Raw genomic sequence first — 13,380 nt, forward strand, 5'->3', positions numbered from 1 at the left:
TTACAAATTATGTAATTTGCAAGTCCTCTATTGCTTCCTTTAGAAATAAAACAAAGTACTCATTAGATACCTCATCTTGATAATCAATAGTTTACATTTTCATTCAATGCCACTAAACCAGACATAGATGTCTGTATTTGGCGGAATGTTTAATTTTTTTCTGATGCGATATTTTTTGTTTTGAACTGTTTTTGTTTCGATGAAGGTTGTTTTAGCAATTTCTTTGGTAGATAGATTCAGCTTGAGAAGTGCGCAAAACTCAATTTCTGATTTGTGAAGGTCAGGATTGATTTTTAGCAGTGTTTCAGAAAAATTTGGAAAAATCTGGTCAAATGTAAACATGAATGCAGGATCGTTCTTTTCTGCCATTTCCTTTAGGATCAAATATGATTCCTGAGGAGTCTGTGACAGATTATTTTTAGGCTTGCGAATGAAAAAAATAATGAGTACCAATAATAATATCACAACGCAAATTGATCCGTAGATTAATATGGGAGAGATACGATCTTTCTTATGATCTTCAACGATAACTTTTTGCAAAGAATTGTACTTGCTTTGCAACATTGAGTTTTCTAACTGTTTTAATTTGTTATCATAGATTATTGTGCTGTCTTTTCTACCAATTTTTTTATAAAGTTCTATCAATGACTGATATACTATTTTTTGGTTGAGTTCAAGTCCTGTTTCTTTACTAACTTGTAAAGCTTTATGGTAATTCGTGATCGCCTCCTTGATATTTGAGTTTTGCTTATAAGCTTGTCCCAGCAGATAGTAGTTCATCATCATGATGCCATCATCTTTTTTCCCTTTAGGTTTTAGTTCTATAGATTTTAGAGCGAAATATCTGGCAGAATCTAAATTGTAGTTTTCATATAAACCTGCTATATTGGAATAGTTGACATACTGAAACTTATCTTCCTCAAATTTATTTTTCAGTTCATCAGAACTTTTGATGATCTCGCGCAATTTCTGAATCGCCTTTTTGGGTTGTCCCATATCAGAATAGATATTGGCATAGCTGTTTAAGACATTGGTCTTAGCTAGAAATATTCTTTTTTGTCCGCTATTATCATTTTTAAGAATTTTATAGGCCTCATCCAAATAAGAGATAGCGCGATCGCTAAATCCATTAATAGAATAAGATTCAGCGAGATAAATATTGGACATACCTTGGAAATATACATCTTCATATTCCAGCGCTTTACTTTCCAATTCTTCAGCTGATACAATCAATTTGTCAATTTGATTCTTGATGTAGAAATATCGGCATTTTCTATCTAAAAGTGTCAGTTCACCGGCATGATTCTTTTGCTTAGCTACACGTTTCAACAAAGCATCAATGTTTCTAAAGGCTTTATCAGCATTGGAACTGAATAATTGTCCGTTATCCTGCAGGTCTCTCTTTAATTCTGCATCTGGATTTTGACCAAAAACTGATGTAGTTAATGATAGAAAAACCAGTAAATATAGGGTTCGATAAGATTGTTTAAAAAGCATTCTCATTCTTCAAATTTATGTAAGAATATTTAACTTTTAAATATTATTACATAAATTATTTTCACAAACTAATCGAATTGTTGGAGGTTCAAATAGATTTAACGGATAGATCTATAATGTAAGGGAAAATTTTTCTTAGTAAAATAGATATGGATTTTTAAAACATTGAAACCTTTCGATCAAAAGCTTTAAAGATCATTATCTATATTTAAATCTCTAAATTTAATATGCTGGGAAAAGGTCAAAATTTAAAAGATCTTTTGATCTTCTCGTTGTCAGTTATAAAAATGCTTTTCGCTTAAATGAAATTGAGGAGGAAGAAATCAGACGCCTTTTCAAAAAGAGACTTGTGAAGATTGATTTTATAAAAAATTACACCTAAAGTTGACGGACAAAGATATTTTGCCGCAAGTAATCTTCATATTTTGATTTTCAATAAATTTATACTGGGAATCTCAAATTGATGTAGTCATAGAAAGGCGAAGAATAATTAATGAAGAATGAATGTTATAATAGATTTTATTAGACGTTTAAAATATTATTTTGGCTTAGTGTGGAATAACAAATAAAAAATGGCTCCATCTAGATTAAGATGGAGCCATTTGGATGTTTGTGAACATGACAGGACTATATTCAAACCAATTCATAAATGACATTGATAGTATTCTGCAGGTATTAACGCTCTGACTTATAAAATGAAATCAGAAAATCGTCTATGTAATATACACTACTTTAGTCTGGTAAATTTAAAAAAAAAATCAATCAATGATATGGTAGATTGGATACTGAAGTAGCTTAGACCATGCCGCCGATACGTTTCCATAAAACCTTCTTCATAATATTTATTAGAAAATGTATGTAGTATTCATATTGTTTCAGGATTTGAAATTATCAAATTCTGTTTAATGTAGGAAATCCTTTTAAAATTAGAATACTATCTTCTCCCATAAAAATTTGATTAAAATTAAATTAGCTAATATTTATTTTTACTTTTGTGAAAAAACAAGGTAAATATAACAATGAAGCTTTATTCAATTATTTTAATAGTATTATGCTTTCAGATTTCTAAATCTCAAAGCATAAACATTACAGAACTAACAAAAAAAATTTATAATTATAACAATAACCTTCAATATAAAAAATCTCAGGATACGCTCATAAATCTGTTGGAAAATGATGACCTTCCAGCAAGTGAGCAGATAGAAATCAATATTTTGCTTTCCCTAACTTATAAAAGGCTGCAGGATTACACATCGGTGATTTACTATCTTACCAATGCCAAAAAAATTGCACTAGAGCAAAATTCAATACGTGCAAACGCTAAAATTGATGCGCAGTTTGCGTTTGCCTATTTTGATATTCAGAATTACAATAAGGCAGATGAGCTGATGCAGGAAATTTCTACAAATAATTATCGATTTCTGGATAATGATGATACATCCAAAATTCTTATGCAGCAGGGGTTTGTAAAATTTCTTAAAAGACAATATAAAGCCGCGGAAGATTTTTATTACAAGGCTTCTTCATTGATGCAGAAAAGTAATCATTGCGATCTTCCTATTGTTTATGGAAAACAGATTCAGCTTTATTTTACTGAAAATAATTCTAAAAAGACAGATTATTACTATAAGCTTGGTGTGGAAAAAGCAAGGCAATGCCATATCCTCAAATATGAAATCTATCTTGCAGAAGTAATGATGAATCTTTACAAGGAAAAGAAAGATGTTGAAAAAACTTTTATATTCACACGTAAATTTGATTCTTTAAATCGAAAATATAAGCCCGTAGAAAATCTTCAACAGTTACATATTGAAAGAGAAATTAAAGCCAAAAATTTTGAAGAGAAAGATAAAAGATTCAGATGGCAGATCATTATTTTTTATACCTTGGTTGTTATAATTTTAATTACCATTGCGTTTTTTCTAGTCAGATATGCTTTAAACCTAAAATCCAGAAATAAGGAGCATATGTATAACATAGAGGAAATGAAGCAACTATTGATAGAATACGAGATGGATAAAAAATCCAGTATATCTAGAAAATTACTTTTGAATGTTAAGCAACTTAGCATATTTGAAATGATAAAACAAGGAAAAAGCAATAAGGAAATTGCAAATAATCTCCACGTTTCAGAGAATACAATCAAATATCATATCAAAATTATCTACGAAACATTAAATATCAAAAAAAGAAGCCAATTAAAAGACATTCATTGAGTTTTCCAAAAAATTATATTTGAAAATCAATAAGATATAGATTTTAATATTGTAGTTCGATTAAAAACGGTAGTCTTTATAATTAAGGGACTACCGTTTTTTTATACTTTTTTTTCGTACAACTACCCGAAAACTACCCAAATTTTTTGTGCATAAAGCATATTCATAAACTTTCTTTGCCATTCAAAACAAACATATAAAAATAAGTGTTATGCTGATTTTTAAATTAAAATTTTGGAAATCTATTATCACTTGCATCGTCAATGATATTCCGTTAACATTAGGAGATATAAAGTCGGTAATGGAAATTAATGATTAACAATTATTTTTTAAGAATCCTACACAAATCATATCGAATTAAATTTTAAAATTAAATCTACAATGAAACATCAAATTCTGTTCTCTGCTTTATTTTTATTGGGGTGGGGAATAACTAACGCACAGAGTTCATCTAATTCATCGGGCGGCTCATTGTCAGGTACAGACGGAAGTGCAAGTTACTCTTTGGGAAATGTTTTTTATAAAGAACTGTCAGGGGGTGGGGGCTCCACAGAACCAGGAACGCAGGTACCCTACATCATTACTTCTACCTTAGGAGTCAACCAAAGTTTTATCCGCCTTGAAATGGCTGTTTATCCGAATCCAATCACAGATTATCTCTACCTGAAAATCGATTTTAAAGATACAGGAAAATATACATCGGACCTTTATGATACAAAGGGATCACTGCTGCAAACAAAAGATCTAAAAATTGAGAAAACAGAAATTCCGATGTCATCCTTACCTCCTGGTGTCTATTTTTTGTCTGTTAGAGAAAACAGGAAAATCATCAAAACTTTTAAAATTATTAAAAAATAATCCAGAATGAAAAATCTATTTTTTTTTGTTGCCGTTCTTTGGGCATCATTTACATTTGCACAGGCTCCAAATCTGATGAGCTATCAGGCCGTAGTTAGAAATTCAAGTAATGCTTTGGTTGTAAACCAATCTGTGGGCGTAAAATTCTCTATTCTTAAGACATCTGTCTCAGGTACAGTGATATATTCTGAGACACATACAAAGAGTACTAATTCCAACGGTCTGGTAAGTGCGGAATTGGGTAATGGAACTGTAGTAAGCGGTTCTTTATCTACTATCGACTGGGGAGCAGACAAATATTTTGTAAAAACAGACATCGATCCATCCGGTGGAACATCTTACAGTATCAGCGGGACACAGCAGTTGCTCAGTGTGCCATATGCACTGAATGCAAAGAACGGTCTTCCAGCAGGAGGTACAGCAGGGCAGGTTTTAACAAAAATAAACAATTTAGATAATAGTTCACAATGGACAACACCAAACTTCAGTAGTGCGAAGTTGGAACTAATGGTTACCAAAAACACAACCCAAGCTTTGGTAGCTTCTACTTCACCAACTCCAGATCAGGTAACTTATGAAAATGTTCTTACTAGTCCTACTGTAGGTTCGTATACAAACAATGCTTACACTGTCGGTACAAACGGAGCAGGTCTATATCTCATCCAAACAAGAAATTCTATGATTGATAATGCAACGCCTAGTAATACTTTAGGAGCGTACAATTTTTTGGAAGTTAATGCGTCTGCCTATGGTTCATACAATAACATATATCCATCTTACATATCTAATGTTAGTCAACGAGCAGTAACTAATGTTGTCACTCATAGTTCTTCACAATATATGTTTTTGGTCTATTTGAATGCAGGCGATGTTATTAGAATACGTGCAACAAGCGCGAACAGTGCAATTTTGCAGTCCTTAAGTAATGATGGTGGAACGCAGCTAATGATTGTGAAATTATAAAAAAAACTTTGTAATCTACTCCCAAAAAGAGGTAGATCTTTTTATCACAACTGGTCAAAGAAAGATAAATAATACAAATTATAATGATGAAAAAAAGCAAAATAATGAAGATGGCCAAACAAATAGAGAAATAAATTAGCTTTTTTCTTTGATTTATTTCTTTTAGTTGATTAACAATTATTTTCTAAGAATCCTACACAAATCATATCGAATTAAATTTTACAATTAAATCTAAAATGAAACATCAAATTCTGTTTTCTGCTTTATTTTTATTCGGGTGGGGAATAACTAATGCACAGAGTTCATCTAATTCATCGGGCGGCTCATTGTCAGGTACAGACGGAAGTGCAAGTTACTCTTTGGGAAATGTTTTTTATAAAGAACTGTCAGGGAGTGGGGGCTCCACAGAACCAGGAACGCAGGTACCCTACATCATTACTTCTACCTTAGGAGCCAACCAAAGTTTTATCCGCCTTGAAATGGCTGTTTATCCGAATCCGGTCACAGATTATCTCTACCTAAAAATCGATTCTAAAGATACAAAAAAATATACATCGGACCTTTATGATTCAAAGGGATCACTGCTACAAACAAAAGATCTAAAAATTGAGAAAACAGAAATTTCGATGTCATCCTTACCTCCTGATGTATATTTTTTGTCTGTTAGAGAAAACAGGAAAATCATCAAAACTTTTAAAATTATTAAAAAATAATTCAGAATGAAAAATCTATTCTTTGTAGTTGCTATGATATGGGCCTCATTCATATCGGCACAGGCACCATCGACTTTCAGCTATCAGGCTGTCGTCAGAAATCCCTCAAACACAGTGGTTGCGAATCAATCCGTCGGAATCAAATTTTCAATATTGAAAACTTCCATTTCCGGTACAGTAGTATATTCGGAAATACAGGCAGTTACTACAAATGCTAATGGCCTACTAAGCACTGCTCTGGGAAGCGGAACTGTGGTTAACGGTTCCTTATCAGCAATCGATTGGAGTGCAGATAAATATTATGTAAAAACTGAGATTGACCCTTCCGGCGGTACATCGTACAGCATTAGCGGAACCCAGCAGTTTCTTAGCGTTCCCTATGCTCTGAATGCAAAAACAGCTGATAACGGTTTGAAAAATGGAACAGCTGGAGGACAATTGGTAGTTACCAGTTCGGCTTCGCCTTACACAGTACAATCGCCTTCAACTGTATCGGGAGATATTACGATTAATAGCAGTGCTGTCACTAGCATTTCTAACAATGCCGTGACTACTTCAAAAATCAATGATGCTGCCGTAACAAGTGATAAGCTTAATGGGCTGGCAGTAACTACGTCGAAGATTAATGATCTAGCAGTCACAACAGGAAAACTTGCGGATGCTGCTGTAACCACAGGGAAAATCTCTGCTACAGGAACAGCGGGTGCGACCACCTATTTGAGAGGGGATGGAAGTTGGTCTACCCCCAGCAGCGGTACCACTTTGCCTGATCAATCAGGAAATAGCGGAAAGTTCCTGACAACTGATGGAAGTAGCTTATCATGGGGATCAGCATCAGGAGGAAATAGTTATGAGGTCTATGCAAACATTATTACGGCACAGACAACTTCTGTTGGAAGTTCTCTTACTCTGCCGACAGGAGTTTTATTCTCCTCCAATACCTCGCCTGCAGCACTGACTGGAGGTAACACATGGACTAGCATTACAGATCCTAGCGTAAATAGTACGGGAGGAAATTCAGTGGGTAATCAAATAAGTAAATTCACCGCTGTAACAGCAGGATTATATTTTGTAGACATTCAAATGGTTGGAAATGCAATGTACGGTATTCCTATGTTAGATTACAACGGGCTTGGTAATGTGGAAAGCAGCTATTACGGTAATGGAACAGGTCACACAACCACAGCGCAGACTCCGTATAAGCAAAGAGGAACTCTGCAACGCCTGGTTTACATGAGCGCAAATGATTTCTTTTATATTCGTGCTTTGTCCGGAAGCACTGTTGTAGGTGCTGATTTTGCAGCTTCAAAAGTAAGTTATATCAAAATTGTAAAACTGAAGTAGTTATTAAAATCAAGAAAGCACATTTCAGCAATGAGATGTGCTTTTTACTTTGGTAGAGTTTATGAAATTTAAAAATTTTCTTTTCTTTTCAATCATTCTCATCACATTGGAGGTTTTTGTTTTCCGGGAGTTTGTTTTTGGAGATCTTTATTTTATATTCAAAGATCTTGGGTCGGATTCTTATGTTAACGACTATACTTTGCTTTACAACAGGCTTCTTGCGGTGAGAGATGGCCTATTCTTGCCCGGTTGGTCTTTTCGTAATGGATTGGGGGAGAATCTTTATCCATATTCATTTGAACCGTTTTCGTGGTTGCTTTTCAGACTAACAGATGCATCGGTGGAAAAGGTAATGCTGATACTTCCCATACTTTACATTTACCTGGCGGGAGTAACGATGTATTTATTTCTTTCGGAATACAGATTGATATTTTGTGCAAAGGTGATGGCTTCTTCGCTATGGGCATTTTCTGGCTACTATATATTATCCTGCAGCTGGTCTGTTACTTTATTCAGTCCTGTTGCTTTTCATTTTTCTTTTTTATTGTTTGCATTGCAGCGAGCATTCTTCTGTGATCAGTATTACTGGATTGCGATTGTTTTTGCATTGATTGGCATCAGTTATCCTGTTAATCTTTTTTTTGCCCTGATTTTTAGTATTGCTTATTTTTCTATTTTATTTTACATCACTCTGCATAAAAAAAGCCGTTTTGCTAAGCCTGTTTTATTTTCTGCTATCAGTACTCTAATTGGGATCGGTATGAGTTGCTGGATGTCACTAAGCAGTTTATATCTAATGAAAAACAGTCCGCGCGGATCTGGCGAGGTTGCAGGACTGGAAAAAGAACCGCTGATTTTTGCCGGTAGGAATGAATTAATCGCCATAATTTACCGTCTGTTTTCACCCAATATTTTAGGTGACGTTAACCATTTTTCGTTATACCGCAATTATTTTGAAGCCCCTTTATTGTATTGTGGCATTTTCAACTTGTTGTTGCTTTCGCAGATTTCTGTTCTTGGAAAAAAAGGAAAACGGGTTGCTGCCATTGCCATTATTCTAATGCTTTCGATTTATCTTTCTCCTCTCATACGAAGTATTTTCTGGTTTCGTTCGGGAGATTATTACCGTATTCTGAATATTTTCTTTGCAATGGTGCTCTGTATTATTTCCGGTTTCATTCTTTCCGGAATTATCCAAAAAAAAATAGTCTTTGTTAAGCCGCTTCTATTGGTTTCAATATTTTTTATCTCGATTTTGATAATTGGCAAAATTTATTTTAACGCTAATGTTACTGTACCAATATTATTTGTCACTAGCTATTCAATAATCCTGCTGATCAGTAAAAAATTAATTTTCAAAGGAGTATGGGCTATTATACCGGTTGTTCTGGTTGAAATCACGATGTCAGCTTCACAGATCATTTCGGAGCGTAACATTTGCAATAATGCGGATATAGAAAAGAAAGGCTACATGGACGCCTCGTCACGCTCCATACAACAAATCAATCAGTCGGATAAAACTTTTTTCCGTCTGGAAAAGGATTTTTATTCCGGCGTTTCCTGGCTGGCATCCTATAACGAGGCAAAAATTCAGGGTTATAATTCTTCTGCCGTTTATAATTCATTTAATAATAAGAATTACATTGATTTTCTCAGACTTTTCGACATCGTTAAACCTAATGATGAGCCTCAAACCCGTTTTGTACCAGGAATCAAAGACTTTCCTTTTTTGATGAAACTCTGCTCGGTCAAATATTTTTTAGCCTCTAAACCGGAAAGTGAAAAACTACTTAATCACGGATTCAGAGAAACCGACGATAAAGGAAATTTTAAAATCCTGACCGCTCAAAATCCACTTCCTTTGGGATTTTGTTATGACAAAATACTGTCCGTAACGGATTTCCAAAAACTTTCAGATAAGGATGAACTGAGTCTCCAATATTTAGTGGCAGAAGACGCCGACATAAAAAACTTTAAAATAGATCAAACACCGGCCTCAGATATTTCAAAAGATATCTCAGCGGAAATTAGAGATACTTTAAAAATCAATTCATTTTCAGATCATAAAATTAGCGGAACGATTCATACAAAGGGTAAACGTTTTCTCTTTTTTTCTATCCCTTTTGATGAAGGCTGGAATATAACGGATAACGGCAAAAGAAGTCCAATGTATAAAGGTTTTGGCGGACTTATTTTTCTTCCGTTGGAAAGCGGCTCTCATCGGATCGTTCTGGATTATACGCCGCCTTGCAAAATAATTGGCGTTTGGATTTCCTTTGTATCGCTTATATTATTGTTGATATCAATATTTTTCACAAAAACAGATAACCTATGAACAGGATATTTAATTTTATCCGTAATACCCAATATGCCGGATTGTTCATTGGCATTATGGGAATGATCATTTATCTCAATACGGTTCCGAATAAATGGGCGGTTGACGATAGCGTGGTGATCTATAAAAACCAGTTGGTACAGAGAGGAATCAAAGGTATTCCTGATATCTTCACCCATGATTTTATGTACGGAAGTACCGGACAGAATACAGATGCGGTTTCCGGCGGAAGATGGCGACCGTTTACTCCGGCGATGTATGCCGTTTTTTCTGAATTGCTTGCAAAGCCTGCGGTTGATCCGCTAACAGGAAAGATTCGAAAAGATAAACAGGGCAATATACTGAACGATCTTTCAGAGAGGACCACTTTCTCCAATCTGATGCATCTTCTTAATGTTTTGTTTTATGGCTTGTTATGCTATGTGCTGTATCAATTCCTTGCACGTATCTTTGAAAAACGAAAAGAAGGCTTTATTCTCTCTTTTTTTGCCGCTGCGATATTCTCTGTCCATCCGATTCACACCGAAGTTGTTGCGAATGTGAAGGGTAGTGATGAGATTTTATCGTTACTTTTTTCAATGCTTTCAGCGACCTTGCTTTTTAAAGCTTTTACTCAAAAAGAATCGCAAAAATGGATAATGATATCCGTTGGAGCTATCTGTTTTTTCTTAGGAGCATTGGCAAAAGAAAATACACTGATGTTTGTTATTATAATCCCAATGACTTTATGGTTTTTTGGAAACATCAGGTTACCGAAAGTTCTTTTATCATTAGCGATTCTTGTCTTGCCTATAATAATCTACTTTGGATTAAGGAACAATGCTGCCGGAAAAATTGATCTTAGCGCTAAAAGCACGACCCAAATGATGAACGATCCATTTCTGGTTCTTGATAAAAACGCAAAATTCGAACCGCTGCTGGAAGGTTCTGATGTAATGATGCTGCAAAATCCATCTTTACAGAGTATCCGGGAAATGCCTTATGATAATAAGCTGGCGACCACTATCTATACCTTCGGAAGATATCTGAAATTACTGATCATCCCGACGCCGCTCACTTATGATTATTACCCAAGGCATATTGCTGTCAAATCATTTTCAGATGTCACAGTATGGGTTTCCTTAATCATAAATCTGGGTCTCTTAAGCGTAGCAGTGTTCGGACTGAAAAAGAAAAGTGTGTACAGCTATAGCATTTTATTTTATTTCATTACATTTTCTGTTGTTTCCAATCTCTTTTTTCCTATAGGAACCAATATGGGTGAGCGATTTATGTTTATGCCTTCGGTCGGATTTCTGATTTTTGTTTCCGCTTTGATAATTTTTATGATGAATAAATTGGGGCAAAAAGCCACTTTTGGATTTGTAGGATTAGTTTCTGTCATTTACATTGTGATTACTGTCAAAAGAAATCCTAACTGGAGAGATAATCTCACGTTATTTTCGCACGACATTAATGTATCTACTAACAGTGCAAAAGTACGTTCGGATTATGGCGAGGCCGTTCTGGATAAAATTTATAATCAAACCTTTCAGATCAAAGAAGAACAACGTCTTTTAACGGAAGAGGAAACTGCCGAAAACATCAACTTGATGAAACAATCCCTGCCGTACTATAAAGAAGCTTTGGATATCTATCCAATGTACGGTCTGGTCTGGTTCAACCTGGCAAGGACGAACAAAATGCTTGGTGATGAAGGATCCATTGATGTGAAAGAGCGTTTGCGTTACCTCAAAACATCAGAGGCGGCTTACAAGATGACGTATACATATAAACCTATTCAATATATCAGGGAACTAAACGTCTTCAAAAGTCTCTGCTATACTTCTCTTGGTAAACTGTATGGTCAGGATCTCGGCGATATCGATAAGGCATTAACCTATCTTCATCTTGCGGAAAAAACAGATCCCAAGAATTCTTATGCGGATTTTCTTCTTGGAACCGCTTACTCCGTAAAAGGTGATGGGGACAAAAGTTTTTTTTACACACAAAAAGCTTACAACAAGCAACCGGGAAATAGGGATTATCAGGAAAACTATGCGCTGAGCCTGCAGAAGAATATTTTTGCAGGAAAAATTCCGAAAACTGGGCTGAAAAATGCAGAAAAATTATTCCTCGAAGTCATTAGGGCTGCCAGAACATTATCGGACGAAAGTGTAGAAAAAAAACAGATTCTCAATAGAAACCTGGGATTTTTGTATGAGAATTACCTGTCTCAAAAAAGGAAAGGAGAAGCTGAAAAAATCCTTTTGCAGCTAAAGAAGTAAACTCTTAAGATTTTGATAATATGATTCAAGGTAAAAAGGTGGTGGTTGTGTTGCCGGCGTATAATGCAGAAAAAACACTAAGAAGAACTTATATGGAAATTCCTTTTGATGTAGTGGATGAGGTTATTCTCGTCGATGATTTTAGCTCGGATAATACGATGGGGGAAGCGGAAGTTTTAGGTATTCGGCATATAATAAGACACGATAAAAATAAAGGCTATGGTGCCAATCAGAAATCATGCTATAATAAAGCGCTGGAATTAAATGCAGACATCATTGTAATGCTTCATCCTGATTATCAGTATACCCCAAAGCTCATTACTGCCATGTGTAGTATGATTGCCTACGGTATTTATCCGGTGGTTCTGGGAAGTAGGATTTTAAGCAATGGCGCTTTGAAAGGCGGAATGCCATTATATAAATATTTGGCCAACCGTTTTCTGACTTTGATACAGAACATCCTGATTAATCAAAAATTGAGTGAGTATCATTCTGGTTATCGTGCTTATGAACGAAAAGTGCTTGAAAATATTGATTACAACAGCAATAGTGATGACTTTATTTTTGACAATCAGGTTTTGGTTCAGATCTTTAAAATTGGTTATCAAGTTGGCGAGATCAGCTGTCCTACAAACTATTTCCCCGAAGCATCCAGCATTAACTTTACTAGAAGTCTCAGATATGGGATCGATGTACTTGGTGAAAGTTTAAAGTATAGCATATGCAGATGATCTGACTTTGCTCTTGCTTGTTCTCTCCAAAACTGTCGTACAGGAGAAGGACACCACTTTTCCCATTGATGAAAATATGTGTATATAATTGACTGATAATTTTAGAAGCATGCCCTGGAGGGATAACACAAAGGCAGTGTTAGACTGACGTGAGCCATCAAATGGTCCGCTACATCTACAATACTAGGATTGCTAAAATGGATATAAAGTCACAGAGGCAGATGGGAAAGATAGTCCTGAGACCGGGAACAATAATGTAATTTTATTCAGGACCAGCAGGAACTTGATAAAGAGACCATGCTTCTTTACAGCAAAGTAGTCACTCAAAAAAGAAGCGATATAGATAAAATTTATAGTCTCCACAAACCATCTACCAGGTCCTAAATATACAATATGAATTTGACAATCAGGGATGCCTTATAAGCACTTCGTGCAAAGGCAAAAAAAATCATTGTC

Annotated in this window: 9 protein-coding genes; 8 read left to right on the plus strand and 1 reads right to left on the minus strand. The window is 35.0% G+C overall.

Annotated elements, in window-relative coordinates; genetic code table 11:
* Positions 1–99: 99 nt before the first annotated feature.
* Positions 100–1,497: a LuxR C-terminal-related transcriptional regulator gene (locus PQ459_10405; GenBank protein WDF45307.1), complete on the minus strand. Its 1,398-nt coding sequence runs from the start codon at positions 1,495–1,497 to the stop codon at positions 100–102.
* 1,019 nt (positions 1,498–2,516) lie between these two features.
* Here PQ459_10405 and PQ459_10410 point away from each other — a divergent pair.
* From PQ459_10410 to PQ459_10445, 8 genes are all read left to right on the plus strand, one after another.
* Positions 2,517–3,713, plus strand: coding sequence for a helix-turn-helix transcriptional regulator (locus PQ459_10410; GenBank protein ID WDF45308.1), 1,197 nt, complete (start codon positions 2,517–2,519; stop codon positions 3,711–3,713).
* Between the two features lie 381 nt (positions 3,714–4,094).
* On the plus strand, positions 4,095–4,571 hold the full coding sequence (locus PQ459_10415; GenBank protein WDF45309.1) for a T9SS type A sorting domain-containing protein: 477 nt from the start codon (positions 4,095–4,097) through the stop codon (positions 4,569–4,571).
* Between the two features lie 6 nt (positions 4,572–4,577).
* Positions 4,578–5,534 carry a hypothetical protein gene (locus tag PQ459_10420; protein ID WDF45310.1) on the plus strand — a complete coding sequence of 319 codons (957 nt, stop codon included), beginning with the start codon at positions 4,578–4,580 and terminating at the stop codon, positions 5,532–5,534.
* 236 nt (positions 5,535–5,770) lie between these two features.
* Entirely contained in the window at positions 5,771–6,247 is a 477-nt protein-coding gene (locus tag PQ459_10425) for a T9SS type A sorting domain-containing protein (GenBank protein WDF45311.1), read from the plus strand.
* A gap of 6 nt (positions 6,248–6,253) precedes the next feature.
* Entirely contained in the window at positions 6,254–7,591 is a 1,338-nt protein-coding gene (locus PQ459_10430; protein WDF45312.1) for a hypothetical protein, read from the plus strand.
* A gap of 61 nt (positions 7,592–7,652) precedes the next feature.
* Positions 7,653–9,926 (plus strand): YfhO family protein, encoded by a 2,274-nt coding sequence (locus tag PQ459_10435; protein WDF45313.1) that lies wholly within the window; start codon positions 7,653–7,655, stop codon positions 9,924–9,926.
* Positions 9,923–12,193, plus strand: coding sequence for a hypothetical protein (locus PQ459_10440; GenBank protein ID WDF45314.1), 2,271 nt, complete (start codon positions 9,923–9,925; stop codon positions 12,191–12,193). Before PQ459_10435 ends, PQ459_10440 begins: the two co-directional genes overlap by 4 nt.
* A 47-nt stretch (positions 12,194–12,240) precedes the next feature.
* Positions 12,241–12,924: a glycosyltransferase family 2 protein gene (locus PQ459_10445; protein ID WDF45315.1), complete on the plus strand. Its 684-nt coding sequence runs from the start codon at positions 12,241–12,243 to the stop codon at positions 12,922–12,924.
* The last annotated feature ends 456 nt before the right edge of the window (positions 12,925–13,380 follow it).

The sequence above is a fragment of the Chryseobacterium sp. KACC 21268 genome (assembly GCA_028736075.1).
Lineage (GTDB): Bacteria > Bacteroidota > Bacteroidia > Flavobacteriales > Weeksellaceae > Epilithonimonas.

Coding starts and splice junctions, on each gene's coding strand:
- PQ459_10405 (WDF45307.1), bottom strand. CDS start 1,497: ATGCTTTTTAAACAATCTTATCGAACCCTATATTTACTGGTTTTTCTA.
- PQ459_10410 (WDF45308.1), top strand. CDS start 2,517: ATGAAGCTTTATTCAATTATTTTAATAGTATTATGCTTTCAGATTTCT.
- PQ459_10415 (WDF45309.1), top strand. CDS start 4,095: ATGAAACATCAAATTCTGTTCTCTGCTTTATTTTTATTGGGGTGGGGA.
- PQ459_10420 (WDF45310.1), top strand. CDS start 4,578: ATGAAAAATCTATTTTTTTTTGTTGCCGTTCTTTGGGCATCATTTACA.
- PQ459_10425 (WDF45311.1), top strand. CDS start 5,771: ATGAAACATCAAATTCTGTTTTCTGCTTTATTTTTATTCGGGTGGGGA.
- PQ459_10430 (WDF45312.1), top strand. CDS start 6,254: ATGAAAAATCTATTCTTTGTAGTTGCTATGATATGGGCCTCATTCATA.
- PQ459_10435 (WDF45313.1), top strand. CDS start 7,653: ATGAAATTTAAAAATTTTCTTTTCTTTTCAATCATTCTCATCACATTG.
- PQ459_10440 (WDF45314.1), top strand. CDS start 9,923: ATGAACAGGATATTTAATTTTATCCGTAATACCCAATATGCCGGATTG.